This is a genomic window from Blastopirellula sp. J2-11, assembly GCF_024584705.1.
Taxonomy (GTDB): Bacteria; Planctomycetota; Planctomycetia; order Pirellulales; family Pirellulaceae; genus Blastopirellula.
The window spans coordinates 1,223,446-1,249,205 of record NZ_CP097384.1; the positions used below are offsets into that span (position 1 = coordinate 1,223,446).

Genomic DNA, 25,760 nt, shown 5'->3' on the forward strand with positions numbered 1-25,760 from the left:
AGATTTCATCACGCAATTGAACTGGATCGCGGTTGTTATGGTTCGGAAGCGGCCCTTAGCTGACCCGGGCAGGCGAAGATACTGGCGTCTCGCTGCGCTTGACCTATAATCCCGCATACGCCGGTGGTCCTTGTTTTGCACTCCTTGTTCGCCGGTTGAGCTTGATTGTACGCGGCGACGTTTTCTTCTCCGCGGCGTCGCGAGCATCAGTTCCCCCCCTCCTTGTAAAGCTTCATCGATCATCCTCCACCCCTTTTCTGGGAGTCTTTCCGAATGCGTCGATTTGGGTCATGGTTTGTCTTGTTGTGCTTCGCATCGGCCGCTGTTGCGGAAACGCCGATGTGGATCTGGAACTCAAAAAATGCGACCGACAATCAGACGGTCTACGCACGAAAAGAGTTTGAACTTGCGGGACCGGTCAAAACGGCGACGCTGTATGCGACCGCCGATAACAGCATTACGGTCAGCTTGAACGGCAAGCCGGTAATTCAGCATCGCGACTGGGGCTCTTGGGGAAAAGCGAATGTTACTAGTTTGATTCGAGACGATCGCGCTCTGATCGCGGCTGTCGGAAAGAACGAAGGAGGCTCGGCCGCGCTGTTGGTCAAGCTGGAAGTTGAATACAAAGACGGCAAGAAGACGACGTACGTCAGTGACGGAACGTGGAGCGTTGCGACCGAAGCGTCTCCAGGTTGGGATCACGCTGATTTTGCCGCCGATTGGAAACAAGCGACGGTCCTCGGCAAACTCGGCATGCAGCCGTGGGGCAATGTCGGCAAAGCGACTATCGCCGCCGCTCCCGGCGAAGCGACCCCGATCGAAAACATTCAGACCCTCGACGGATTCAAAGTCGAGCGACTTTACTCGGTTCCGCTGGGTCAACAGGGTTCGTGGGTCAGCATGACCGCCGATCCGCAAGGACGCTTGATCTGCTCTGATCAATACGGCGGACTGTTTCGTATTACTCCCGGCGCCGACGCCGATACGACCAAGATTGAAAAACTGGATGTTGCAATCGGCGACGCCCAAGGCTTGCTGTGCGCCTTCGACGCGCTCTATGTGTCGGTCAACGGAAACGCGGCGCAAGGATCCGGATTCTATCGCGTTACCGACACCAACGGCGACGATCAATACGACAAAGTCGAATTGCTGAAAAAGTTCAAAGGGGGCGGCGAGCATGGTCCGCATGCGATTCGTCTGGGCCCCGATGGCATGCTCTACGTGATCGCAGGCAACCACACCGACATCCCTGAAGGAAGCGAAGTTGGCGCGCCGCACAAAAACTGGGCGGAAGATTTGTTCCTTCCTCGCAACCCTGACGGCAACGGCCATGCGACCGGCCGCATGGCGCCGGCCGGTTGGATTGCGCGCACCGACAAAGATGGCGAACAGTGGCAACTGCTCTGCGCCGGCTTCCGTAACCCGTACGATATCGCTTTTAACGCTGATGGCGAACTGTTTACCTATGACGCCGACATGGAATGGGATACGGGCGCACCCTGGTATCGCCCGACCCGCGTCAATCACGCCGTCTCGGCCGCTGAGTTTGGTTGGCGCTACGGCACCGGCAAATGGCCCGATTATTATGTCGACAGCGTCGGCTCGGTGGTCGACATCGGACTGGGGTCGCCGACTGGGATCGAAATGGGACTTGGCGCCAAATTTCCGGCCAAGTATCAAAGCGCTCTCTATATCAACGACTGGACCTACGGCGTGATCTATGCGGTGCACATGCAACCGCAAGGAGCGACTTACACGGCCACCTTTGAGAAGTTCATCACCGGTCGGCCGTTGCCGGTTACCGACATCTGCGTCAATCCAAAAGATGGCGCGCTCTACTTCGCGATCGGTGGACGCAAAACGCAATCGGGCCTTTATCGCGTCACCTATGATGGAAATGAGTCGACCGCTCCGATTGCGACGACCGAAGCGAAAGAAGGTCGCGAAGCTCGCGCGTTACGCCGAGAGTTGGAAATGTTGCATACGACGACGGCCGATGACGCGCTCGCCAAAATTTGGTCGAGTCTGGGAAGCAATGATCGATCGATTCGTTACGCCGCTCGCGTTGCGCTCGAAAATCAACCGATCGCCGCTTGGAAAGAAAAGGCCCTCGCAGAGTCGAACACGAACGCTACGATCCAAGCGCTGACCGCACTCTGCCGCGTCGGCGACAAGGCCGATCAGGCGGCGGTGCTCACGAAATTAAATTCGCTGCCGTACGACCGGATGAGCGAAGAGCAGACGCTCGACGCGTTGCGCGTTTATGAACTCGCCTACATCCGTCTCGGCGGAAAGCAAGACGACACGATCAACGAAGCGGTCGTTGCGCAGCTCAATCCTCGCTTTCCCGGCGACAGCGAAGAAGTCAACCACGCGTTGTTCAACGTGTTGGTTTATCTGGATGCGCCCGGCATTGTGGATCGCGGCATGCAGCAGTTGTTCGCCGGTCAAACGCAGCAAGAGCAGATGTTCTACGCATTCGCTCTGCGGAACGCGGCGAGCGGCTGGACCATGGACCAGCGCAAAGCTTACTTCAGCTGGATGAATCTGGCCCAGGCGAAATATCGCGGCGGCAACAGTTTCAAGAAATTCGTTATGCAGATTCGTAACGACGCTGCGGAGAAGCTGGCCAAGGCCGACCTCGCCGAGTTGAAAGAGATCATGGAAGGCGCCCAGACCGAAGAAGTCGCCAATCTCGAAACAACGCGCCAGTTTGTGCATAACTGGCAAGTCGACGACCTGATCGCCATGCTGCCGGAAGTCGAATCGGGCCGTAACTTCGAGAAAGGTCGGCTTGTTTTTGAAGCGGCCCAGTGCGCCAAGTGTCATCGCTATGCAGGGCAGGGGGGCGGCACCGGTCCTGACCTGACCGGCGTCGGCAATCGCTTTGCTCCGCTCTATGTGCTGGAAGCGATGATCGTACCGTCGAAGGTGGTGTCAGACCAATACGTCAACACGATCTTCCAGACCGATACCGGTGACATCCTGGTCGGCCGCATCATTAACGAAACCGACGACGCCTATCAAATTCGGAGCGGCCCGTTCGCCAAAGAACTGACCACCGTCAAGAAAGACGAAGTCGAAGGGATGAAGCACTCGCCGCAGTCCGAAATGCCGGACGGCTTGATGAACACGCTGACCAAGGAAGAGATCCTGGACCTGATCGCCTATCTCCGCTCAGGCGGAAATCCAAACGATGCGGCGTTTAGCAAATAGCATCTTTGTCGGTCAGGCTTTTGGTCTGACGATTACGGTCAACCAACTGAAAAGGGCTGCTGATCCGAGCAGCCCTTTTTTATGCGATACGGATTTGCCGCTTTCCACCACAAGGAAATTTGGAATGGAAGACAAAGAGATTTTTCTGCAGTTTTTGGCGCATGATTACTCAGCAGGTTATTGGTCTGATGTCGCCATTTTGGAAGCCGGCAAGTTGGCCAAACCGCTTCCTGCGGCCGACTGGATTATTCTGTGCGACGCCTGGAGAAGCTATGAGCCGCTCGTGCAGGCCCGCATCGCCGAAGTCGCAGGGGACGTTACTCCCTGGCGCGACGAGATCGGTGCGATGCTGATTTCGATGCTCGCGAGCGACGACCCCGACGTTGTCGAAGCAAGCGTCGATTCGCTGCACCAACAATACCAGGCCGTGCCGCAGCGCTTCAATCGTGAGCATTTGGCCGAATCGCTCAAGTCGGTGTCGGCGCGTAGCGGCGTCGCCGGGATCGCGCTCGGCGAACTGCGGAAGAAATTGAAGTAACCGCGTAGGGCAGGCCGTGCCTGCCGAAATTACGAGCGAATCCATTCGGCAGGCACGGCCTGCCCTACGTTTACTTGCGTGCACACAACACTTCGCGAAATGCCCGAGCCGCCGGACTGGCGAAACGGTCTTGCGCTTGCACCATGTGCAGCGGGCGAGGAATCTTTAAATCGGCCAGGCGAATTGCACAAAGCTCGCCTGACGCCAGCTCTGCTTCGACGGAGAGACGAGAGACGATCGCCAGGCCGACTCCGGCGGCGACTACATGCTTGATCGCTTCAGTGCTGCTTAAGGTCATTACTTCGCGGACCTCGACCCCGCACATCGAGATCGCTTGCTCTTGCACCGCTCGGGTGCCGGACCCTGATTCGCGCAGCACAAAGCTTTGCCCGCTCAGATCGTCCGCTTTCACCCGACGTTTCTTCACCAGCGGGTGCGTCGCCGCTGCGACGACCACCAGCTCATCTTCGGCAAAGCTGGTCGCTGTCAGCCCCGGTTCATTCACAAAGCCCTCCGTCAGTCCCAGATCGACCCGATAGTCCAGCACCTGGCGATGAACAAAGTCGGTATTGCCGACGGAGACGTGCACCCGAATCTCGGGGTGTTGCAGATGAAACCGAGCCAGCACTTGCGGCAACAGGTATCCCGCAATCGTCGTGCTGGCCCCCAAAAACAACTCGCCGCGGCGCACATCACGAACCAAAGCGACAACGCGTTCCGCTTCGGCTTCGAGCGTAAAAATCTTACGAGCATACTCGTTCAAAAGCTTGCCGACCGTCGTCAGTCGCAATCCGCGACCGGTTCGATCGAACAGCTTTTCGCCGAGCGCCGTTTCAAACTCACGCAACTGTTTGGATGCTGCCGGCTGACTGATCAGCAGCTGTTCCGCCCCCAGACTCACGCTGCCGGTCTCGGCGACTTCGTGAAAGATGGCCAGATGGTGTAAATTCATAGTATAGACTCAGGTTATGAAGTGCATGAATTTTATGTCTTTGCTTTATGGCGGGCAAGTCGGTTTACTTAGAGACGTGGAAAGTAATTCCGGCGACCAAAGGACGGAGCAAGACGCAATGAGTCAACCGACGCTCAGCAAAATCGAAAATCTGAAACTCGACAGCTGTCAGCTGCGCGGCACGCTAGCAGACGAACTGCAAAACGATCGCCCTGATTTTTCGGCTGACGCGATTCAGCTGTTGAAGTACCACGGCAGCTATCAGCAGGATGATCGTGACGTCCGGAAGCAAAAGAACGCCGACGGCACGAAAAAGGAGAAAGCCTATTCGTGCTTGATTCGGACCGCGGTCCCCGGCGGCCGAGTTTCGGCCGAGCAGTTTCTAGCCGAACTCGATCTTTGCGATCGACTGGGCAACGGTTCGCTGCGGATCACTACGCGACAAGGTTTCCAGTTGCACGGCGTTTTGAAAAGCAATTTGAAAGAGACGATTCGCACGATCAACCAAATTAAGTTGTCGACCTTCGCTGCGTGCGGCGATGTCAGCCGCAACGTGATGTGCTGCCCGGCGCCTTACAAAAACAATCGCGTTCGTGAACAGATGCAGACGCTGGCGCAGGAGATCGCGGTCCACTTCCGTCCGCGGTCGACTTCGTACTACGAGTTGTGGCTGACGGACGACGAAGGGAATAAACAAAACGTCGCCGACTTCCAGCCGGTCGCTGAGCCGATCTATGGCGAGTGTTATTTGCCGCGGAAGTTCAAGTTTGGCGTCGCTGAGCCCGCCGACAATTGCATCGACGTTTACACGCAAGATGTCGGCCTGTTGGCGATCGTCGAAGAGAGCGAAGTGATCGGCTACAACGTGATCGTCGGGGGCGGAATGGGAAACACGCCGTCGGCCGACAAAACGTTTCCGCGACTCGGCGACGAGGTGACCTTCGCAACTCCAGAACAGGTGATCGCCGTTTGCGAAGCGATCGTCAAAGTCCAACGCGACTTTGGCAATCGTGAAGATCGCAAGCGAGCCCGGCTGAAGTATCTGCTGCATGACTGGGGCGTCGCCAAGTTCAAAGCGAAATTCGAAGCGTACTACGGCGCTCCACTGCCTGCGCCGCGACATGCCCCGGTGATCGGCGTTGACGATCATCTCGGCTGGCACGTCCAGGGAGACGGCAAATTGTTTCTCGGCGTCAATATCGAGAACGGCCGGATCGCCGACGCCGGCGACGTGCGGATCAAAAGCGGATTGCGCGCGATCTTGCAGCGGTATGGGATGCAAACTCGGCTGACTCCGCTGCAGTCGGTGATCTTGTGCGATATCGATCCGGCCGATCGGCGCGGGATTGAAACGCTGTTGGGCGAATACGGCATGAAGTCCGCGGATGAGCTTTCGCTGGCTCGACGGTTTGCGGTCGCTTGTCCGGCGCTGCCGACCTGCGGGCTGGCGATCACCGAATCCGAGCGAGTCATGCCGCAACTGATTGATCAGATCGAACCGGTGCTGGCCGAACATGGTCTGGATCAGAGCCAGATCTCGATCCGGATGACCGGTTGTCCCAACGGCTGCGCGCGACCTTATGTGGCCGATATCGGCTTGGTCGGCAAATCGATCGGCAAGTACACCATTTATTTAGGGGGCAATCCGCAGGGGACGCGAATCGGTTTCGTCTATCAAGACGCGACGCCGCTCACAGAGATTCCTGCCCAACTGTCGCCGCTGCTCGCCGGTTATAAGGCGGAAAAATTGGGTGATGAAGCATTTGGCGATTATTGCGCCCGACTGGGACGCGAAACGTTGTTGGCCAAGGTGGGCCGCACGGAAGCTGCTATAATCTAAAAACTAAAATCAGGGATTCGATCCAATGAAACGCTATTACTCGCTCTGGAAGTCGACTTGGTGGTTGTGGACGCTGATCATCGGCGGCGCCCTCTTTCTGTCGACGCTCAACGATATTCTGTTTTACGTCAGCCTGGTCTATCTGCCGATCTGTCTGATCGTCTTCTTGTGGTTCGGTCTAGTTCGCTATGACGAACAAGGGAACGAAGTCGATATGACGTAGTGGAACGGCGATTTCGTTCGGTGCGATTTCAAACAGCCGATCTCCCTTGTCGATCCGCGTCACAATGATTGAAGACGCTATTGGAATTCGCTGACGCCGATCCCTCTTCATAGCCCGAAGCGCAAGTGAGGGAAATGCGGTCTGCTACTTCGATGCACCTTTGAATCGCCGAGCGACTTTCCCTCGCTTGCGCTCTTTGAAGTTGCGCTATTTCGAATCAATCGAACACTAGAGCGGTTTCCTGCTAGCTGACCCATTTTGATTTTCCAACGATTGAAAGTGAAGAGGGTGCTGCGCGGCACGTATCGACATCAGCCGCACGGCGTTAGCCGCGGTTTTTGTCTCCAATTTTCCGTCGACAAAGAGTTCCTGTCAGAAACCGCGGCTAACGCCGTGCGGCTGATTTTGGGGAAGCCGAAAATAGCGGTTTGACAGAACACTAGCCCGCAGCGCAAGCAAGGGAATACGGTTCGCCACTTCAATCCGCGTTAGGATCGCCAACTCTATTCCCTCGCTGGCGCTGGCGGGCTAGTGCGACGATTTTCGGTTGATTCGGCCCCTGTTTGATCGTGCTTCACCCGTGTTCAACACTTCCTGAATTGCTAAATAGCGCAACCTCAAAACCTCAAAACTTGCGTTTGGGGCTACGAAGAGGGATGTGAGCCAGATTTTCCAGATGCGCAACTTCAAAGGGCGCAAGTTTGGGAGAAGCTGGGAGTCGGCTTTATTTTTTTCGCGTGCATTCTTTGCGAACGCGCAGCGCCCAGAAGATCCAGACAATGCTGACCGGGATCCATGTCAGCAAGCCCATCCCTCGACCAACCATGTGAGCCTGTTCCAAATCGCGACTGTTGCTGGGATCAAGCAGCAACAGGACCCCGCCGCAGCCCAACAAGTGAACGACGGCGACGATCGCGATCGTCAGGATGATCGCAAGTTTGGTAGTCATTGCTGAGATACCTGGCGTGCGAAGGAAGAGGTGGAGTCTCAGAGGAGACGCGCATTTTAGGCGAACAAGACTCGATTCGCTGCAAGAAAACGAACGATACGCAAAGATTGAATTTGCCAGATCGGCAAGGCGCAAAGCGTGATTTGCCGCGTCGCGGTTGCTTACTGACCCAATACCGGCGGCGGCAACGCATAGCCCCCTTCGGGCAAAGTCTCGGGGCGCATCACCGGCGGCGCGAGTTGCGGCTGCGCTTGATACTGAGGCGCGACGTTGACGGATGGATTGGGGGGCGTGTTCATCGGCGTGATGTAGCCGGCCTGAGCGTTGGTTCGCAACTGTTCGGCGCGAGCGCGCAGTTCTTCGGGCGGCACAATCCGTCGCGGCGTCATCTGGAAGTCAAGATCGCGCGTGTCGCGAATCTCCCAAGGCCAGACGTTCTCGCTGAAGAACTCGAGCACTGGGTACTCGTACCAGGGCGCTTTGAAGGTGTGCAGTTTCGAGACCGATTCGTAGCCATCTTTTTCGAGACGAATCTCGCGCGTTCCATAATGAACGTAACTGGCCGACACCGGCGTTACCCCCACTTCCTGGTCGTCGACATAGACCACGGCGCCTGGTGGGTTCGTGCGAATATTCATCCGGCGACGAACGCATCCCATGCTGGCGCATGCCAATAGCAGGGACAGCAAGAGAAAGTTACGAAAATGGAAAGTCCGGCGGTTCATGCCGATGGGCCTGGTCCGATTATTAGGGGAAGTGGGGGCGAAGTTTAGCAATCTGTCGTCCTAACGACTAGACGAAAACGGCGATCGTGGTTAAATCTTTTCGCAGTAAGTACTTGTTGCTGTCAAAAATCCGCTTTAACATCGCAAGTTTCCGTAAATAATAGGTAGGGCCGCCGAGACGGCGAATTATTGGACCGGAGAAGAGCGACGCATGTCGGTTGAGTCCCATACGTGGCATAACACGATTCAGATCGCTGCGCTAAGCGATGTGGGGATGCGCCGTAGCAACAACCAAGACCACTATGGGGTCGTCCTTTCCGCCAATTGGGACGAATGGCGAAAGCGGGGGCACCTGTTTGTTGTTGCTGACGGCATGGGCGCGCATGCAGCTGGCGAACTTGCCAGCGAAATAGCGGTCGACCGCGTCGGCCATCTGTACCGTAAGTATGTCGAAAAAACGCCGCCTGATGCGTTGGTCGCCGCCGTCGAAGAGGCGAACGCCGTCATTAACCGTAAAGGGGAAGAGAACTCGGCGTTCCATAAGATGGGGACGACCTGCAGTTCGCTGTTGATCTTGCCGCAAGGCGCGATCGTCGCACAAGTCGGTGACAGTCGCGTCTATCGCTTACGCGGGGACAAGCTCGAACAACTCTCCTTCGACCACTCGATGGCGTGGGAAATTCGGGCCGCGACACAGGGACTCGACGCAGCCGATGTCTATGACGCGATTCCCAAAAATGTCATTACCCGCTCTTTGGGGCCAGGGCCGTCAGTCGAAGTCGATCTGGAAGGACCGTTTCCGCTCCAAGTGGGGGATACCTTCTTTGTCTGCAGTGACGGAGCTACTGGACCGCTGCGGAACGACGAAATCGCGATCATTCTAAAAACGCTCGATCCGTCGCATGCGGTGCAGTTGATGGTGGATCTCGCAAATCTACGCGGGGGGCCTGACAACATTACCGTCATCGTGGCCAAGATCACCGGCGAGGCGATCACCCAAGATCCGACGCGCACCGAACCGCTGATTATGGAAGAATCTCGCCCGGCCAATCCGCCGCCGCGACAAAAGCTGCGCAATCCTCCTTGGACCATCTGGGCGCTCCTCTTGTTGTTTGGCTTTGCGACCGCCGCGTTGGTCTACCTCCACCGGCCATTCGAGGCGGTGATCTCAGGGCTCGCGGCGTTCGCGGCCTTCGTGTTTGGGGCGGTCTATATGTACTCGGCGCCGGCGCCCGAAGAAGAAGAGCCGATCAAAGCGACGCCCAAACGTCGACTCGGCCGCGGACCGTACGAAGAAACAATCTGCAACACCACCGAAAATGTCGCTCGTAACCTGGCCGCGACGGTGGTCGAACTGCGAGAAGCGTCCGAAACGAACCACTGGAAACTCGACTGGGAACGAGTCAACCAACTGCGCAGTCAGGCCCAGCTAGAGCTAGCCGCCGGCGACTACTTCAACGCAACGCGACTCTTTTTGATCTGCATCGGCGCGATGATGGCCCAGATCCGGATGCAAAGCAAGAAAAAGAATCCGCTTGAGGATGAGTCGAAAGTCGACCTCATCTAGCCCCCGCCTTCGGTTGACCTGGCCTAGCGAAACCGGAGACGAAACTGTCGTTCCTTCGGCCGGGGGAACTTGCTAGAGTTCCATTCGCTTTCGCCGCATTCTTCGCGACCCCTGATGCGAATTATTACCCGCTACATCCTGTGGGAGATCCTCAAGATCTTCTTTCTTGCGCTCGGCGCACTAACGCTGCTGATCGTTCTGGTCGGCGTCGTCCAGCAAGCGCTGCGCGAAGGTTTGGGACCAGGGCCGATTGCGCGCATTATCCCTTACATGATTCCGGACGCGCTGCGGTTTTCGATTCCCGGCACGATCCTGTTCGCCTCTTGCAGCGTTTACGGACGTCTCGCTTCCGGCAACGAACTTGCCGCGCTCAAAGCTGCTGGCGTCTCTCCGCTAGCAGCTCTGTGGCCCGGTTACGCGATCGCGCTGGTGCTATCGATCGCCTGCGTGTGGCTCAACGATATCGGCGTCTCGTGGGGAAGTCAGGGAGTGCGCCGCGTGCTGGTGCAATCGTTCGAGGAAATCGCCTACGGAATGCTGCGGACCCACAAATCATTCAGTAGCGACAAGCTCTCGATCCTGGTGCGTGAAGTCGACGGACGCCGTCTGATGCGTCCGCAAATTGTCGCCGCCGCGACTCCCACTTCGCCCCAACTGTTGATCAGCGCTGCGGAAGCCGAACTGCACAGTGACGAAAACCATCAGCTGATCATCTCGCTGATTGATAGCCGCATCGAGAGCGACGGCTCGCGACAAGGGGTCTTTGAGCATCCTGGCCGCATGGATCATGTCGTCTCGCTGAGCGACGAATTATCGATCGAACATCGCAGCCCTTCCAAGATCTCGTCGGCCCGAATTCCCCAAGTACTGCGTGAAGAACGCCAGATCGTGCAGGTTCAAGAAGAAGCCGATTTGGCCTGGAGCGCGTTCTCGCAAGTCGCGACGCTCGACGCTGCGCAGCGCAGCCCGCCGATTGACATTTCCTACATTAACTCGCAGATCAATCGTCTGCGGACCGAACCTTGGCGGCGTTGGGCGAATGGATTCAGCTGTCTGTTTTTCGTATTGCTGGGAGTGCCGCTGGCGATCAAGCAGCGAAATCCTGATTTTGTGACCAGTTTTTTCATGGCCTTTTTGCCGGTGCTGCTCGTCTTTTATCCGCTGCTAGCATTCGCGGTCGATCGGGCGAAAGATGGCGCATTGCCGCCGCAAGCCGTCTGGATTGGGAACGTGGCGCTGCTCTTGGTCAGTCTTTACTATCTGCGCATGGTTTGGCGTTATTAGCGAAAGTTTGGCGAATGTCTTGTTGGGTTCGCCTTGAATCGGCAAGGCGAAGCTTGCTACACTCTCCAGGCGATTGCCCGCCCAAGGCGAGACAAAGGATGTCTTGTCGCCGCCAGGCGATCCATTGCGACAAGGAGGTCGCTTGTGCTTACCCGACGCCCGATTCGGGAAAAGATGCTGGTTGGAGCCATATTGTTGAGCACGATCGTGTTCGGCATGGCGGCGACCGCCGTATGGTGCAGCTACAGCTATCGCGGCTTGGCTCGCAGCGTCAGCGTGCGCGCCAACGAGCTTCCCTTGGCGATCGACTTCAGCTTAGCAGTGACCGATCTGCGGCACACGCTGGGGCAATCGCGCGAAACCGACCACGACGCTTTTCCGCAAACCTTTGATCCGACGTTGCAGCGCGAAGAATTCGCCGCTCGTATCATGAACGTCGAACGATCGTTGCAAGGCTACAAGCAGCAATTGGAATCAAACGACGCGCTCGCCAACGACATGAGCGACTATTCTTACGAACGAGAGACGATTCGTAAGATCGACGAGCTGATCGCCAAAATTCAAGCCAACAATACCGACGAAGATTGGCTGCTTGGCCTGGTCAATAAAAGCGAATTAAAGCGGGATCTCGACGGCCTGCACACGCTGGCGATGGAATTGCCCAGCTATCTCATCCAACGTATGCAGCGCCTGAAGGATGAAGCCCAGACGCAGTATCGCACTTGGATTGTCATCTCACTGTGCGCCGCCGGCGCCGGGGGAACGTTTCTGGCGATTTTTATGTGGCTCTGTTGGGTTTGGATTTTTCAACCGCTACGCGTCTTGATGCAAGGTTCGCGATTGGTCGCAGGCGGCAATTTTTCGCATCGGATTCATCTCAACACGCATGACGAGATGAGCGTTTTGGCCGATGCGATGAACGCGATGACGCAGCGATTTGAAGAGATCCGCCGTAACCTGGATGGACAAGTTCAAGAGCGAACCAAGCAAGTCGTGCGGAGCGAACAGCTCGCCAGCGTCGGTTTTTTGGCGGCCGGCGTTGCGCATGAGATCAACAACCCGCTCGCGTCGATCGCTTTTTGCGCCGAGTCGCTGCAAAGTCGGTTGGCCGAGTCGCTGCCGGTCGATGGCGGCGACGAAGGGGTCTGCAATGTCACCGACGTCGAACTGCTCCGCAATTATCTGGGCATGATCCAGGACGAAGCGTTCCGCTGCAAAGAAATCACCGAACGGTTGCTCGACTATTCGCGTCTGGGGGATGTCGAAAAAGTAGACACCGATCTGAGCGAGCTTGTGCGCAACGTCATCGACATGGTCAGCCATCTCGGCAAATATCGCGAGAAGAAGGTTCACTTCCACGCACGCGACGCCGCGATCGCGCCGGTCAATCCGCAAGAGATGAAACAAGTCATGTTGAACTTGATCACCAATTCGCTGGATAGTTTGGACCTCGGCGGAGAGGTGATCGTTGAACTGGTCGCCCTCGACGACGATCAAATTACGGTGGTCGTCCGCGACAACGGTTGCGGCATGACCGAAGAAGTCAAGAAACACTTGTTTGAACCCTTCTTCACCCGCCGCCGTAACGGACAGGGGACAGGGCTCGGCTTATCCATCACGTATCGCATCATTGCAGATCACGGCGGGCAGATCGACGCGCACAGCGAAGGACCGGGGTGCGGGTCGGAATTTCGGATTACATTGCCCGCTAGCACTCCAGGGAAGGAGCAGCATCATCGTTACCAAGCCGCCTAGTCGGTTGAAGATCCTCTTCGCCGACGACGAAAAGTCGTTGCAAAAACTAATGAGTCTCGAGCTGCCCCGTTTGGGACACGAGGTGACGGTTTGCCCCGATGGACTGACTGCAGTCGCTGCGCTCGAACGCAACACCTATGACTGCATCTTGGTCGACCTCGACATGCCGGGCCTCAACGGAATTCAGGTGATCGGCAAAGCGAAAGAGTTTTCGCCGGAGACCGAAGCGATCGTGTTGACCGGCAAATCATCGACCGAGTCAGCGATCTCAGCGCTCCGTTACGGCGCGTTTGACTATCTGACCAAACCGTGTCGCCTGGTCGAACTGCAAGCTTTGCTCGATCGCGTCGCCGAAAAACGAGAGCTGACCCGCAAGTATCGCGCGGTGAAAAGCCGACTCGAAAAGCTGGAGGGGAAGTCCAACCTGATCGGCGATTCTCCCAGCATGAAGCAGGTTGGCCGCTTGATCTCGAAAGTAGCGCCATCCAATTCGACCGTGCTGATCCGCGGCGAAACAGGAACCGGTAAAGAACTGGTCGCCCGAGCGCTGCACGACCAAAGCCATCGCATCGAGATGCCGTTTGTCGCCGTCAACTGCGGCGCATTGCCAGAAAACTTGATCGAAAGCGAACTGTTCGGCCATCGTAAAGGCTCGTTCACCGGCGCCGAAGATACGCGCATCGGCCTGTTTGAAGTCGCCAACGGCGGCACGTTGTTCTTGGACGAAATCGGCGAACTGCCGAAGTCGCTGCAAGCGAAACTGTTGCGAGTGCTGGAGACCGGCGAGATTCGCCGCGTCGGCGATAACGACTCGATGAAAGTCGATGTTCGGATCGTTTGCGCAACCCATCGCGACGTCGAACTGATGGTCGCGGAAGGAGATTTTCGCGAAGACTTGATGTTCCGCATCAATACATTCGAGATTCATCTGCCGCCGCTCCGTCAGCGGACCGAAGATATTCCAGAATTGGCCGAACATCTGTGTCGCCGTTTCTGGCCCAACGTACCGCTAACGCAAACCATTTTTTCGTCCGATGCGATTCGTTCGCTCAAGTCGCATGACTGGCCCGGCAATGTTCGCGAACTGGCGAACGTCGTTGAGCACGCGACGATTTTGTGTGAAGAACCGCCGATTGAGCCCGATCATTTGCCGCGCCGTTTTGGCCTGATGAGCACCGAATCGACCGCGAACAACAATATCGGCGGAAAGCCGATCCTCAAAGCGATCGGCCCGTTGTCGCTTCGCGAACTAGAAATGCAGGCAATCTACGAGGCGCTCGAACGGCACGAAGGCAACAAACCGCAAGCCGCCGAAGAACTGGGCGTGAGTCTGAAGACGCTCTACAACAAACTAAATCAGGCGTCGAGCATGGACAAATCGGCCTGAAGAGATTGATGCAGTTCGTTAAGAAATGAAGCCGCATGCGATGCTAGTCGCGTGCGGTTTTTAGGTTTTCAGCCCTGGAAGGGCGTCCCAACCTAGCCCAGGGCGAAGCCCTGGGAAAATACGTACGAATAGTCGAAAAGCCCCAGCGGGGCGACCTAATCCCACGCGTGCTGTTCGTCCAATTCAATCCCATGGCGTTGGCAAAGCAGACGAAACTCGGACTTGAAATCCAACCGCTGGTGGTGCTCTGCCTGGTTCTGAATGTAGGCGGTGACGTCCGGAACTTTCGATTCGCTGACAGAAAACATGCCGTAGCCGGTCTGCCAAAAGAACGTTTGAGATGGTTCGTCTTGCGTCTTTAGCCAAGTCGACGTCGCCCACAATGAGCGGCTCGGATTGGGCGTTTTTTTAGGCACGTCGCCAAATACGCATGAAGCCTAGCGCGAACGTTTTGAAGTTGCGCTTTTTCGAACCGATTGAACACTAGCCCGCCAGCGCCAGCGAGGGAATGCGGCTCGCCACTTCAAACCGTGTTAGGATCGCCAACCCTATTCCCTCGCTGGCGCTGGCGGGCTGGTGTGACGATTTTCGGTTGATTCTGACCCTGTCTTACCGTTCTGCTTCCGGGTTCAACACTTTCTGAATTGCCAAATAGCGCAACCTCAAAACGCGAACCTCGGGATCACGAAGCAATGGTTCACGTCGTTTGGTGAAGAAAACCAAATGACACCAGAGGCGGGCGTAAGATTGCGGCAGGGTGGCCCTCAATCCAAGTGAGCAAGCATTTTTAGTTCGCCCCTCCGGGGCTTTCCAATTCTTTGTTCGCTTGAAACCCAGGGCTTCGCCCTGGGCTAGAGCGCTTTTCAGCAAGCTGAACAAAGAGTCCCCTGTCGTCTAGCTTCTCCCCCAAAATCAGCCGCACGGCGTTAGCCGCGGTTTCTGATAGGAACTCTTTGTCGACGGAAAATTGGAGACAAAAACCGCGGCTAACGCCGTGCGGTTGATGTCGATACGTGCCGCGCAGCACCGTCTACACTTTCAATCGTTGGAAAATCAAAATGGGTCAGCTAGCAGGAAACCGCTCTAGGTTGGGTCGCCCTTCCAGGGCAGAAGAAAAAAGGCGAGTTACGCCATCTTTCTAACCACGCCGACCACCACGCCGCGGACCTTGGCGTTTTTCACGTAGATCGGTTCCATCGACGAATTGGCCGGTTGGAGGCGAATCCGGTTTTTCTCGGGAAACCAATATTTGAGGGTCGCTTCGCCGTCGTCGGTTTCGGCGACGACAATCTGACCCATCGAGGCGCTCTCCTGTTTTCGGACGACGACGTAGTCGCCATCTTCGATGTGCGCTTCGATCATCGAATCTCCTTTGACGGCCAGCACAAATTGATCGTGCCGGGCGAACATATCGCGGAAATCGATCAGCTCTTTTTGCTCAATCGCTTCGTGCAAGACGCCGGCGGCGATCTGACCGACCAGCGGCAAGCCAACTTCGTCCGCTTCGTCGCAAGTCAATTGAATCGCCCGCGACATATTGGGCTCGCGCGAGATCAGCCCCTTCTTCTCGAGCGCCTTCAGATGGCACATCACCCCGTTGGGCGAACTGATTTCAAACTGTTCGCCGATTTCGCGAACGGTTGGACCGTACCCTCGAGAGACGATTTTCTCGCGGATGAATCCGAATACGTCACGCTGGCGTTGGGTAAGTTGATCAAGTGCGCTGACGGCGGTAGAGGAGGCCATAAAGCCGATCTCCGGTGGGGGTGACTTCGCTTTTCCTATTTTCAGCTTAATATACGGCTGTACATACCGCAATAGCATTTGTACACCGAGTGCTGTCCAGGGGGGTAACTGAATTCCCCTCTATTTTTTGCCAGCCAAGAGATCATGAGCTACGTTTCCAATACAACCAACCTTTTTTCATTGAAAGATCCTGGTGGTTCCTGGGACACGTCCAATTCAGGATCCTACTTATCCGGGAACCGAGTCATGACTCACTTGATTCACTTTTTGTTGTCCGAGGATGGGCCAACCGCGGTGGAATACGCGGTGATGCTCGCGGTCATCTTGGTCGTTTGCCTGACGGCGATCGGCTATATGGGAACGCAAGTCGGAGCCGGCTATCAGCACGCGACCGATGAGTTCACGCGAACTTTTCCCTCTTCGATCACCACTCCATAAATCACTTGCTCGCTTACCACCACTGCGATGAACCTACCGCGGTCCCTGGGGACGGCGGTTTTTTTGTGGGGTTTTATCGATTGTGCGACTGGTAAAATCAAGGTGAAACGGGCGCCATTCGCAGGATCGTCCTTCCCCCGTGCTACATTTCTGGAATGTCGGCGCTCGCGGCGGTCCGCCATTTGACCTCACCCACCATCGATTGGAGTTTCGCCATGTTAAAGTCCCTGCTTTCCGCACTTGTCTTGGTCAGTCTTCTAAGCGGCGTCGCGGTTGCGCAAAATAGCAAAGAGCGCTACGTTGTTGTTCCGGCTGATGACAAGCCGTTCTCCGTCAGCGAAACCGACTATGTGCGGCTGACCGGCGAAGGGATTTCCGGATCGCGGATCAAGATAGAAGTCAAAGGCCCGGCCGAAGTTGACATGATCTACTTCGTGAAAAAAGTCTCTGGTGACAATCCGCTGTTGGGAATGCAAATCAAGCAATACGACCTGAAGCCGACCGGCAAGGGAAAAGTCACCGCAACCATCACGGCAGTTTTTCCTAACAATCAATCCGAGCCGAAGACGACCAAGTTTGAGTTTGAAGTGAAGTAGGTTTCGTGGATTTGTTTGAGACGACGCTACGTTCTATAGCGGGTTTCCTCAAGCACAAAAAAAGCCGCAGTCAACCGACCGCGGCTTTTTATTTTGGGTTATTGGCGGAGCGGTAATTTTCTTCTTCCGCTCTCCGCTTTTCTTACAACGGCACCCCATTCCACCGCACAAACGCTTCGATCGCGTAATACTCCGGCAGGCCGATTTGGTTGTAGTTGTCAGCGGTTCCTTTGTTGCGATCTTCGGCGCGTTGCCAAAATTCGCGGGGGTCGCTGCCGGGGAAGAGCGCGCGGTCTTTTTGGCTTTCGTGCATGAAGATCGCTTGACGCTTTAGCGTGATGTCGCCGGGGCTCAGCGGCACCGCGATTTCGATCTCGTGCAGCGGGTACTCTTGCCAGGCGCCGCGATACAGCAGCGCGTCAGGTCGTGAGCCGGTCTCGGCTTCGATCCGCTTCATCGCGCGGAAGATCGCCATCGCGCAAACGCGGTGCGTTCCATGCGGATCCGACAGGTCGCCGGCGATGTAAACCTGGTCAGGCTGTTCTTTCATCAACAGGTCGTAAATGATGTCGATGTCGATTTGCCCCAGCGGGTTCTTCGAGACCGTGCCGGTTTGATAGAACGGCAGGTCGAGGAAGTGCAGGTTCTCTTCCTGACAGCCAACCTTCAAGGCGCCGGCCTTCGCTTCGCTGCGGCGGATGAGTCCCTTGATGTTCATCACCGCTTCGATGTCAGGCTCGCCTGGCTTTTTGGAGGTGAGCGAACCGGCGACTTCCTGCTCGACTTGCAGCGAACGCTCGCCGTCGACGCCGAACATGCGGTTGTATTCGCTGACAAAATCGGCGTAACGCTGCGCGTCATGATCGAAGACGGCGATGTTGCCGCTGGTCATGTAGGCGATATGGACTTCGTGACCATCTTGGATCAAACGAATCAGCGTGCCGCCCATGCTGATGACGTCATCGTCGGGATGGGGGCTGAAGCAGATCGTCTTTTTGCGTTCTTTGCCGGCAGGGTGATATTCGATCGTCTCTTGCATCCACTTGAAGACGCGATGCGCAAGCGGACCGGCTGGGCCATGATGCCGCAGCAACTGATGCAGATTGAATTTGCGAAAGTCATCGTCGTCCAGCTTCAGCAGCGCCTTGCCGGTTTGTTGGCAGAGCCAGATGACCGCTTTCTTGATCAGCGATTCATCCCACTCCACGCTCCCCAGCGCCCAGGGAGTTTGGATGTCGGTCAGCTTGCTGGCGGCCGCTTCGTCAATCAAAACCTGCGCGTCAGGATGATCTTGCAAAAAGCTGGCCGGAATCCGGTCTGACGGAGTCGCTTCGACCGTCTCGCGAATGACGTTCGATTTTCCTTCCCCCAGCGCCAGCAGCAAAATCCGCCGCGCGTCCATGATTGTCGCGATCCCCATGGTGACCGCGCTGGTCGGGACGTTTTCTTCCTGGAAGAAATCACTGGCGGCCGACTTGCGGGTAACCGGATCGAGCGTGCATAGTCGCGTGCGGCTGTTGCGGATCGAGAACGGCTCGTTAAAGCCGATGTGTCCGTTGCCGCCGATGCCCAGCAGCATCAGGTCGATGCCGCCGGACGCTTCGATCTCGCGTTCGTACTGGCGACAGTAGTCTTCGATCTCGGCGTGCGGCACGTTGCCGTCGGGAATATGGATATTCTCGGCCGGCACGTTCACATGGTTGAAGAAGGTCTCGTGCATCGTGCGGTGATAGCTTTGCAACTGATCGGGCGAGATGCCGTAATACTCGTCCAGGTTGAACGTGATGACGTTCGACAGATCGAGTCCTTCCTCTTGGTGCATGCGAACCAGTTCGCGATAAACGCCGGTCGGCGTCGATCCGGTCGGCAGGCCAAGCACCGCCGTTTGACCATACGAATTGCGCTCACGAATCACGCTGGCCACAATCCGGGCGACGTGTCGAGCAAGTTCTTCGCTGGTAGGAAAAGTGAAAGTGGGGATGCGCACGCCGCGGACGGGGGCCGCGGTCGGCAACGAGGCGCTGTTGGTCATGTTTTGAATCATTGAATTCCAGGTCAGGGCATCGAGCAGTTACCGAACCATTGAGTATGCATGGTAGGAATTAATGGCTCCAGTCTCGCCTTTGCGCCGGACACGCGTCTCTGTGCCGAGCCGCTTTTTTGCCGAGAAAACGGGCATTTGGCGAAGGGAAAAACCGCTGCAAATCGCCGCAATTTACAGAAATGTCAATTTCCGCGCGGCGATCGGGCCATTGTCGGGGGAGATGGAGAGGGGAGCAACCGGCAGCGGCACAAATCGGAAATCGCAAGCTGACTGTCGCTGGGTACGTGCTACCGATCGTCGTCATCGTCAGGCGCCATCGATTCTAACTGCGGCGCGACGTGCTTGGTCCAGATTTCGTCGAGCCTTTTAAACGGGAGCTTATTACCCCAGATCCCGTAACGAGGGGCGAACAGTTCATGAAACTCGTCCGAGCTAATAAAAATCGGTTGCTTGTCGCCGACAGTCTCGCCTGCATACAAGGCGACATCTCCTCTCCAACTAGCGAGATTGGTCATTCGTGCGTCGACTTCGTCCTTGACGATCGCATAGGCAGCGTTGCTATTCAGGCTCTGGGAGTTCGCCGGTATTCGAAGAAAATAAGCGACGACGGGACGACGGTCGTCGCAAAAAACATGAATGGAGTATCGCGGCGATGCCGGATCGAGAGGATCAATGCCGATCGCCCTCCTTATTGTGGGCGGTAACGACGAGCGTGGTTGCCGCAAATAGGAGGTGATCCCCAGAGTCAAAGCGAATAGCATCGCGACGAGTAAGAGTGAGATTTTTAGGCTCATCGTGAGTTGCGGTTCCATTCGTTTCGGAAAGAAGCAGGCCAAAAACAATCGCCCACACTCTTTAAAACTCTCCCTCCCGCTTCCCGCTTTTCTTCTAAACCCGCAACTCCTCCGCTTTCGCCAACCGAAACTCATACCGATGTCGGATTGGCGCGATGATGTTGTCCAGAAACTCATCGACTTGTTCCGGCGAGCGGCCGACGTATTGCGAGGGCTCGAGCACTTTTTCCATGTCGATTTCAGGAAACGCCTGATCGGCTTGCAACCGATCGAGCAAGTCGTTCGGTTTGCCTTCCATCTTGACGACCATACCGGCGGCGATGGAGTGCTCGCGGATTTTTTCGTGCAGCTCTTGGCGATCTCCGCCGGCGGAAACGGCCGCCATCAAGATGTTTTCGGTCGCCATGAACGGGAGCTCTTCGTTGAGGTGTTTGGCGACCATCGCCGGATAGACGACCATGCCGCTGGCGACGTTCTCCAAGATGATCAAGATCGCGTCGATCGCCAAAAAGGATTGCGGCAACGTCAGACGGCGATTGGCGCTATCGTCCAAGGTGCGTTCCATCCATTGCGTCGCCAACGTGTTGGCGCCGCTCGATTGCAGGCTCATCACAAAGCGGGCCAAAGCGCAGATCCGTTCGCTCCGCATCGGGTTTCGCTTATAAGGCATCGCCGACGAGCCGATTTGCTTTTCTTCAAACGGCTCTTCCACTTCCTTGCGATGCGACAGAATGCGCAGGTCGGTCGCGATCTTGTGGGTTGATTGAGCGATGCCGCTCAGTGCGTCCAGCACTTGGGAGTCGATCTTGCGCGAGTAGGTTTGCCCCGTGACGGCGTAGGTGGCGTCGAAACCCATCTTCTCGGCGACGCGTTGTTCTAGCAGACGCACCTTTTCGTGATCGCCGTCAAACAGCGTCAGGAAGCTGGCCTGGGTGCCGGTGGTGCCTTTGGTGCTGCGAGCTTTGAGCATTTGCAGGCGATGCTCTAGCTCTTGCAGATCCATCACCAGGTCATAGTTCCACAAACAGGCGCGGCGGCCGATGGTGGTTGGTTGAGCCGGCTGCAAGTGGGTGAAGCCGAGACAGGGGAGGGCGCGATGCTGTTTGGAGAAATCGGCCAACTTCAAAATGACCGCGGCCAGACGCTTTTCGACCAAATGGAGCGAGTCGCGGAGCAAAATCAGGTCGGCGTTGTCGGTCACATAGCAACTGGTCGCGCCCAGGTGAATGATCCCCTTGGCCTGCGGGCAAAGATCGCCATAAGCATGAACGTGGGCCATGACGTCGTGACGCAGCGCCTTTTCGTGCTTCGCGGCGTTGGCGAAGTCGATATTGTCGATGTGCTGCTTCAACTCGGCGATCTGGGCGTCGCTGATCGGCAGACCCAGCTCTTGCTCCGCTTCGGCCAATGCGATCCACAGTTTGCGCCAAGTGCTGAACTTACGCTGGGCGCCCCAGATTTGGCTCATCTCTTGCGAGGCGTAGCGAGAAATCAGCGGGTTTTCGTAATGGTCGTGCGACATCGGCGTTTCCACAGCGTAAAGCGAAACAGGGCGGGAAAACCTGTATTTTAGCCAGAAATGCTCGGTTTGGTCAGTGCCCGGGGTGGATGAGTCAAATTCGCCGGAGGAAGAAGCGTACGCGGCCAGGTCACAGAGGAAGGCCAGAGGAGGATCCCAGAAGTCATGCCTAAGATTGTCGCTTGACAGAGCGCACGCAGTTCGGGTCGATTACAGAAAAATAGATCCCACTGCGGGCGGAGCAGCGCAGCATCTGCGTTGCTCAAAGTTACCCACGCGTCTGCGACAGACCGACGTGGCCGCTCTGGGTGCGCACCTTCCGTTTGGGAGTCCTGTTGCGCAACAATCCAGTTGGATCGTTGGACTTCCGAGACGAAGAAACGTGGTCCTGTCCCATGTTTCGACACGAAAAAACTGCGGTCCTGTCCTGTCCCATGTTTCGGTACGAAAAAACTGCGGTCCTGTCCTGTCCCATGTTTCGGTACGAAAAAACTGCGGTCCTGTCCTGTCCCATGTTTCGGCACGAAAAAACTGCGGTCCTGTCCTGTCCCATGTTTCGGCACGAAAAAACTGCGGTCTTGTCCTGTCCCATGTTTCGGCACGAAAAAAACTGCGGTCCTGTCCTGTCCCATGTTTCGGCACGAAAAAACTGCGGTCCTGTCCTGTCCAACGTTCCGATGCAAACCCAATCCATGCTTCACGGCTTCGACATTAGGACTTAGACCTTCGGCATTTCCTCCCCCCCCATTTTACAGATCGAGCGCCGAAGTCGATGGATCCAGGTCGTATGATTCCTGTCGCGGTTGGGGGCGAACGGTCGGAGCCTGCAGCGGTGTTGGAGATCGCATCGGGATGATCGCCGGCGTGATGCGGGTCGTTTCCCGTTCTGAATAGTCGTAGATCAACGGTGCTGAGTAGTAGTAGCTGCGCCGCCGAATCGACGGCTGATAGTAGGTCATCGGGGGCGTCGCGGCGAAGTCGGCATGCTGGCCAAAGTAGGGATCGATCGCGTCGTAGCCGAACAAGTCAAAATAAAGCTGGTCATAGGACTTTTGCAGATCTTGCCAGGCGGTCCGAATGACATAGGAACGCGGCTCCGGAATGGTGCTGTCAAGAAACCGCTCAAGTTCTTGGTAGGCGACCGAAACGCTGCTGAACTCGCGCTGCAGATAGTAGTAGTTGGCTTGGCGAGCGGCGTTTTGGCGATAGCGCTCGCAAAGCGACTTCAACGCGTTGGCGGCCGACGCGAGTTGCGGCTGATTGGCCGAGGTCAGTTCGGCGCCGAGTCGTGCCGCCGCATGTTCCAGCTTGGTCGCATCGGGCGTGATGCGATGTTGATTCATGAATTGATTTTGCGCCGCAACCGAACTGGTCAGCAGAGCGGCGAGCAGCAGCGAAAGGGATGCGGTTTTCATCGGTTTCCTCTCACTAGAAAAGTGCAATTAAGCCGTAGGGCAGGCCGTGCCTGCCAGTAGCCTACGCAGCGCATTCGGCAGGCACGGCCTGCCCTACGTTTGATTCTAGAGGCGCTGTTGGAAATGGAGCAACAAAAAAAGCCGACGCACCGGGGAGGAGGTCGGCTCAAGGTTTACACGTGTCGCACGGCGACTATCGGTTAAAGCCCTTGTTGAAACGGTTGTTCCAGGCCGGGCTGGGGTTTGCAAAGACCTTTTTGGTTTGAATGGTGACTCGTCCAATCTTGATGGATCCGCTGATCTGCTGGCCGTGAAAGGGACCGGCATTGCTGTGGAAGGGGCCATCATTGCCGTGGTGATGGTGACCATGGTCATGGACGCCGCCGCCGATCTGGCAAGGGTAAGTTACGTAACGGCAATGGTTGGAATACAGGTCGTAGTAGACCCGGTCAAAGGCGCGTTCGACATCGGCCCAGGCTTGCTGCACGGCCCAATCATGGCGGACACGATAGGTATAGGTAATCAATGACTGTACATGCTGCAGCTCGCGGCTCGCTACTTTGAAATCAAGTCGCAGATGCGACAGCGAACCGCCGTGGCGCGCGGTTTCGGCAAAATGTTCAGCCGCTTCATCCAGGTTGAGCGCTTCGTCATCCAGGTGCGAGAAGCCGGTGCGATGATGAATCAAATTGTGCAAGCGATGGGTCGCTTGATGCAGATAGTAAGCGTCACTCGCTAAGCGATCCTGGTATTGCCAGTAGCCTGCGTTGGCCCATTGCGGAGCGGCGAACAGGATAGCGACGGCAAGCGAAAAAAAGGCGATTTGGCGATTCATAGTAAAAGTTCCCCCAGCATTTTTGTCCCGAAGTTTTACGACCAGCAACATTGCCGGCCGGCGTCGGAGAAAGGTAATGGCATCGCTGGCGCCAGAAGACGCCACCTTGGCGGGCGATCTTTCACAAGTCGTTTGTTTGCAATGACTTGCCGAGTTTGAAAGATTTTCAGAAGACTCAGGCTGGGCAAAATCGAGGGGCGCGCCGGAGGCAAATGATATCAAGGTGACAACAGAAATCTCAGAGCGAGACAGAGTCACGCCTCGGTCACGCCTCGATGCGAATGGCGCGGAACGGGGGACGGTGGACAAAAAAAACGCCGAGCGGTCAGGCTCGGCGTTTCGAAGAGAAAGTGGCGGGAAGGAATTGCCGTTATGACGCAGGAGGTTCTGGTAGGACCGGTCCTGCACCGCGTGCGTTGGTTCTGGGCGGGCGAAATCCGGTAGGGGGACGTTCTTTGCTCGACAGGTTGAACTGAAACGTGTTGGCGCCGTCAGCGGTTACCTCGGCTTGCAACTCGCTGCTACGGACAGACCAAAAATGAAGCGGCACTTTGCCTAAGAGGCCTTCGCTAGGGGGCGCTGCTCCCGGGGGCGTCGACAGCGAAACCAAAGCGATCGAATAAACGCCAAGTTTGATCGGCTGGTTCGATTGAAAAGAGCCATCGGCTGAGAGGGGGAAGCCTCCACCGCTGCCTTCGCTACTAAAAAATCGAATGGAGACGTTGGATAATGGTTGACCATCGAGAGTTACGTTGCCGCGAACTTGGGCTTTTTCTAAACCAGTGCTCGACGTGTTGCAGCCGATCAGCATGCTGGCTGCGAACAGCAGCGGTAAATGAATGGTCGCACGGATGCGAAAAGACGAAATCATGGTAAATGCGAACTTTCAGTTGGATGTGACGCCAAGGGTGGAACGTCGTAGAGTTGGGAGGATCGACGAAGTTACTACTGGTTGATGATTTGGCCATCGCCGCGCATCGCCATGCGACGGAAGCTGGTGACGTCGACTGTTTCGGGAACGAAGCGAACCGAGCCGTCCGACATGGCGAATTGGGCGCCGCCTGGATGTTCAGAGTTGACCATCACCGACGAGAGATACGACGCGTCGCAATTGAAGCCGGAGCGGCCGTTGCAGTTGGCGTTGGGACCGTCTTGGATCGGTAGGATGCCGCCGCCTGAATGTTCGGTTTGAGCAAACATATCGCCGGTATTGCCGGATCCGGCCCAACCGCCCCAGTCGCCGTAGGTAATGTCGGCTCCGTTGCCAACGACCGTCAGATCGCGTCCTGAGTGTTCACCGAGCAGCAGCGTGTTCGAGGTCCCGTCGGTCAGCGAATTAAAACCGAGCTTCTCGTTGTATCCGAACGCCCCGTTGTTACATTTCCAGCCGTACCACGAAAAGCATTCGCCCCAGTCAGCGTGCTTATCGGTGTTGCTTTCATTTAGCGCGCCGTTGATTCCGACATAACTATGGAATTGATGATTCTTATTGTTGTTTCCCCAGTAATTTTGATCAGTGGGATTTTTGGAATAAGAAGGGCAGTTGAACGCCGAGATATTGACATGCGACAGAAGATTGGAGTTCACCGTGTCTTCATTGCTTTTAAAGCTGACGGTGTAGTCGAATTGGTCCGACAGATTGCTTTGCTCAATGAACGGTAGAATCGAAATCTTCCAGGTAATGTACTGGGCTTCGCCGTAGGGCAGCATCAGGTAGGTGTCGTGGTACATGTGGCACGCCAGCGCGAGTTGTTTCATGTTGTTTTGGCACGACGAACGACGCGCCGCTTCCCGAGCTTGCTGCACCGCGGGTAACAGTAACGCAATCAGCACGCCGATGATGGCGATAACAACCAACAGTTCAACGAGGGTGAACCCCAAACGACGTAGACGTAATCGAGACATAGATAGACCTCATAATGACAAAGAATGATTGC

Annotated in this window: 22 protein-coding genes; 10 read left to right on the forward strand and 12 right to left on the reverse strand. The window is 56.3% G+C overall.

Features of this window, described 5'->3' with window-relative positions; all coding sequences use genetic code 11:
* The first annotated feature begins 273 nt into the window (after window positions 1-273).
* Window positions 274-3,216 (forward strand): c-type cytochrome, encoded by a 2,943-nt coding sequence (locus M4951_RS05130; RefSeq protein ID WP_262025405.1) that lies wholly within the window; start codon window positions 274-276, stop codon window positions 3,214-3,216.
* A 124-nt stretch (window positions 3,217-3,340) separates the two neighbouring features.
* A complete protein-coding gene (locus M4951_RS05135) occupies window positions 3,341-3,754 on the forward strand; it encodes a hypothetical protein (RefSeq protein ID WP_262025406.1) in 414 nt (137 codons plus the stop codon).
* A 70-nt stretch (window positions 3,755-3,824) separates the two neighbouring features.
* On the opposite strand, the gene M4951_RS05140 is transcribed toward M4951_RS05135, so the two are convergent.
* Window positions 3,825-4,706, reverse strand: a complete 882-nt coding sequence (locus tag M4951_RS05140; RefSeq protein ID WP_262025407.1) for a LysR family transcriptional regulator — start codon at window positions 4,704-4,706, stop codon at window positions 3,825-3,827.
* A 76-nt stretch (window positions 4,707-4,782) separates the two neighbouring features.
* Between M4951_RS05140 and M4951_RS05145 the strand changes: the two genes are divergently transcribed.
* Together M4951_RS05145 and M4951_RS05150 are read left to right on the forward strand one after the other, a co-directional pair.
* Window positions 4,783-6,546 carry an NADPH-dependent assimilatory sulfite reductase hemoprotein subunit gene (locus M4951_RS05145; RefSeq protein WP_262026898.1) on the forward strand — a complete coding sequence of 588 codons (1,764 nt, stop codon included), beginning with the start codon at window positions 4,783-4,785 and terminating at the stop codon, window positions 6,544-6,546.
* A 25-nt stretch (window positions 6,547-6,571) separates the two neighbouring features.
* Entirely contained in the window at window positions 6,572-6,769 is a 198-nt protein-coding gene (locus tag M4951_RS05150) for a hypothetical protein (protein ID WP_262025408.1), read from the forward strand.
* A 724-nt stretch (window positions 6,770-7,493) separates the two neighbouring features.
* Here the strand turns inward: M4951_RS05150 and M4951_RS05155 are convergent.
* Both M4951_RS05155 and M4951_RS05160 read right to left on the reverse strand, forming a co-directional pair.
* On the reverse strand, window positions 7,494-7,718 hold the full coding sequence (locus tag M4951_RS05155) for a hypothetical protein (protein ID WP_262025409.1): 225 nt from the start codon (window positions 7,716-7,718) through the stop codon (window positions 7,494-7,496).
* Window positions 7,719-7,879: 161 nt separating this feature from the next.
* Window positions 7,880-8,443 carry a PEGA domain-containing protein gene (locus M4951_RS05160; protein ID WP_262025410.1) on the reverse strand — a complete coding sequence of 188 codons (564 nt, stop codon included), beginning with the start codon at window positions 8,441-8,443 and terminating at the stop codon, window positions 7,880-7,882.
* Between the two features lie 211 nt (window positions 8,444-8,654).
* Here M4951_RS05160 and M4951_RS05165 point away from each other — a divergent pair, with 211 nt between their 5' ends.
* The 4 genes from M4951_RS05165 to M4951_RS05180 all read left to right on the forward strand — a co-directional run bounded on the left by M4951_RS05165 (window position 8,655) and on the right by M4951_RS05180 (window position 14,436).
* Window positions 8,655-10,010, forward strand: coding sequence for a PP2C family protein-serine/threonine phosphatase (locus M4951_RS05165; protein WP_262025411.1), 1,356 nt, complete (start codon window positions 8,655-8,657; stop codon window positions 10,008-10,010).
* A gap of 114 nt (window positions 10,011-10,124) precedes the next feature.
* Entirely contained in the window at window positions 10,125-11,294 is a 1,170-nt protein-coding gene (locus M4951_RS05170; protein ID WP_262025412.1) for an LptF/LptG family permease, read from the forward strand.
* A 144-nt stretch (window positions 11,295-11,438) separates the two neighbouring features.
* Window positions 11,439-13,049: a sensor histidine kinase gene (locus M4951_RS05175; RefSeq protein ID WP_262025413.1), complete on the forward strand. Its 1,611-nt coding sequence runs from the start codon at window positions 11,439-11,441 to the stop codon at window positions 13,047-13,049.
* A gap of 4 nt (window positions 13,050-13,053) precedes the next feature.
* The gene (locus M4951_RS05180; RefSeq protein ID WP_262025414.1) at window positions 13,054-14,436 is read left to right on the forward strand and encodes a sigma-54-dependent transcriptional regulator; all 1,383 of its coding nucleotides are present in this window, start codon (window positions 13,054-13,056) and stop codon (window positions 14,434-14,436) included.
* Between the two features lie 155 nt (window positions 14,437-14,591).
* Here M4951_RS05180 and M4951_RS05185 read toward each other — a convergent pair whose 3' ends face one another.
* A complete protein-coding gene (locus tag M4951_RS05185; protein WP_262025415.1) occupies window positions 14,592-14,852 on the reverse strand; it encodes a transposase in 261 nt (86 codons plus the stop codon).
* A 709-nt stretch (window positions 14,853-15,561) separates the two neighbouring features.
* The gene (lexA, locus tag M4951_RS05190) at window positions 15,562-16,182 is read right to left on the reverse strand and encodes a transcriptional repressor LexA (protein ID WP_262025416.1); all 621 of its coding nucleotides are present in this window, start codon (window positions 16,180-16,182) and stop codon (window positions 15,562-15,564) included.
* Window positions 16,183-16,428: 246 nt separating this feature from the next.
* On the opposite strand from lexA, the gene M4951_RS05195 reads away from it, so the two are divergent.
* The gene (locus M4951_RS05195; protein ID WP_262025417.1) at window positions 16,429-16,620 is read left to right on the forward strand and encodes a Flp family type IVb pilin; all 192 of its coding nucleotides are present in this window, start codon (window positions 16,429-16,431) and stop codon (window positions 16,618-16,620) included.
* Between the two features lie 215 nt (window positions 16,621-16,835).
* Window positions 16,836-17,216: a hypothetical protein gene (locus M4951_RS05200; protein ID WP_262025418.1), complete on the forward strand. Its 381-nt coding sequence runs from the start codon at window positions 16,836-16,838 to the stop codon at window positions 17,214-17,216.
* Between the two features lie 142 nt (window positions 17,217-17,358).
* On the opposite strand, the gene nagB is transcribed toward M4951_RS05200, so the two are convergent.
* The 7 genes from nagB to M4951_RS05235 form a co-directional block, all read right to left on the reverse strand.
* The gene (gene nagB, locus M4951_RS05205) at window positions 17,359-19,260 is read right to left on the reverse strand and encodes a glucosamine-6-phosphate deaminase (RefSeq protein WP_262025419.1); all 1,902 of its coding nucleotides are present in this window, start codon (window positions 19,258-19,260) and stop codon (window positions 17,359-17,361) included.
* A gap of 287 nt (window positions 19,261-19,547) precedes the next feature.
* The gene (locus tag M4951_RS05210; protein WP_262025420.1) at window positions 19,548-20,054 is read right to left on the reverse strand and encodes a hypothetical protein; all 507 of its coding nucleotides are present in this window, start codon (window positions 20,052-20,054) and stop codon (window positions 19,548-19,550) included.
* Between the two features lie 94 nt (window positions 20,055-20,148).
* On the reverse strand, window positions 20,149-21,576 hold the full coding sequence (gene purB, locus M4951_RS05215; protein ID WP_262025421.1) for an adenylosuccinate lyase: 1,428 nt from the start codon (window positions 21,574-21,576) through the stop codon (window positions 20,149-20,151).
* Between the two features lie 746 nt (window positions 21,577-22,322).
* On the reverse strand, window positions 22,323-22,988 hold the full coding sequence (locus M4951_RS05220; protein WP_262025422.1) for a hypothetical protein: 666 nt from the start codon (window positions 22,986-22,988) through the stop codon (window positions 22,323-22,325).
* Window positions 22,989-23,181: 193 nt separating this feature from the next.
* Window positions 23,182-23,823: a hypothetical protein gene (locus tag M4951_RS05225; RefSeq protein ID WP_262025423.1), complete on the reverse strand. Its 642-nt coding sequence runs from the start codon at window positions 23,821-23,823 to the stop codon at window positions 23,182-23,184.
* Window positions 23,824-24,193: 370 nt separating this feature from the next.
* Window positions 24,194-24,694, reverse strand: coding sequence for a hypothetical protein (locus M4951_RS05230; RefSeq protein ID WP_262025424.1), 501 nt, complete (start codon window positions 24,692-24,694; stop codon window positions 24,194-24,196).
* A 74-nt stretch (window positions 24,695-24,768) separates the two neighbouring features.
* A complete protein-coding gene (locus tag M4951_RS05235) occupies window positions 24,769-25,728 on the reverse strand; it encodes a DUF1559 domain-containing protein (protein WP_262025425.1) in 960 nt (319 codons plus the stop codon).
* Window positions 25,729-25,760 lie beyond the last annotated feature (32 nt).

Excerpts from the sequence above, each read along its gene's own strand:
- M4951_RS05165 (WP_262025411.1), top strand. The coding sequence starts at position 8,655 with ATGTCGGTTGAGTCCCATACGTGGCATAACACGATTCAGATCGCTGCG.
- M4951_RS05130 (WP_262025405.1), top strand. The coding sequence starts at position 274 with ATGCGTCGATTTGGGTCATGGTTTGTCTTGTTGTGCTTCGCATCGGCC.
- M4951_RS05150 (WP_262025408.1), top strand. The coding sequence starts at position 6,572 with ATGAAACGCTATTACTCGCTCTGGAAGTCGACTTGGTGGTTGTGGACG.
- M4951_RS05155 (WP_262025409.1), bottom strand. The coding sequence starts at position 7,718 with ATGACTACCAAACTTGCGATCATCCTGACGATCGCGATCGTCGCCGTC.
- M4951_RS05135 (WP_262025406.1), top strand. The coding sequence starts at position 3,341 with ATGGAAGACAAAGAGATTTTTCTGCAGTTTTTGGCGCATGATTACTCA.
- M4951_RS05200 (WP_262025418.1), top strand. The coding sequence starts at position 16,836 with ATGTTAAAGTCCCTGCTTTCCGCACTTGTCTTGGTCAGTCTTCTAAGC.
- M4951_RS05170 (WP_262025412.1), top strand. The coding sequence starts at position 10,125 with ATGCGAATTATTACCCGCTACATCCTGTGGGAGATCCTCAAGATCTTC.
- M4951_RS05230 (WP_262025424.1), bottom strand. The coding sequence starts at position 24,694 with ATGATTTCGTCTTTTCGCATCCGTGCGACCATTCATTTACCGCTGCTG.
- M4951_RS05210 (WP_262025420.1), bottom strand. The coding sequence starts at position 20,054 with ATGAGCCTAAAAATCTCACTCTTACTCGTCGCGATGCTATTCGCTTTG.
- purB (WP_262025421.1), bottom strand. The coding sequence starts at position 21,576 with ATGTCGCACGACCATTACGAAAACCCGCTGATTTCTCGCTACGCCTCG.
- M4951_RS05195 (WP_262025417.1), top strand. The coding sequence starts at position 16,429 with ATGACTCACTTGATTCACTTTTTGTTGTCCGAGGATGGGCCAACCGCG.
- M4951_RS05225 (WP_262025423.1), bottom strand. The coding sequence starts at position 23,823 with ATGAATCGCCAAATCGCCTTTTTTTCGCTTGCCGTCGCTATCCTGTTC.
- M4951_RS05140 (WP_262025407.1), bottom strand. The coding sequence starts at position 4,706 with ATGAATTTACACCATCTGGCCATCTTTCACGAAGTCGCCGAGACCGGC.
- nagB (WP_262025419.1), bottom strand. The coding sequence starts at position 19,260 with ATGATTCAAAACATGACCAACAGCGCCTCGTTGCCGACCGCGGCCCCC.
- M4951_RS05235 (WP_262025425.1), bottom strand. The coding sequence starts at position 25,728 with ATGTCTCGATTACGTCTACGTCGTTTGGGGTTCACCCTCGTTGAACTG.
- M4951_RS05160 (WP_262025410.1), bottom strand. The coding sequence starts at position 8,443 with ATGAACCGCCGGACTTTCCATTTTCGTAACTTTCTCTTGCTGTCCCTG.
- lexA (WP_262025416.1), bottom strand. The coding sequence starts at position 16,182 with ATGGCCTCCTCTACCGCCGTCAGCGCACTTGATCAACTTACCCAACGC.
- M4951_RS05220 (WP_262025422.1), bottom strand. The coding sequence starts at position 22,988 with ATGAAAACCGCATCCCTTTCGCTGCTGCTCGCCGCTCTGCTGACCAGT.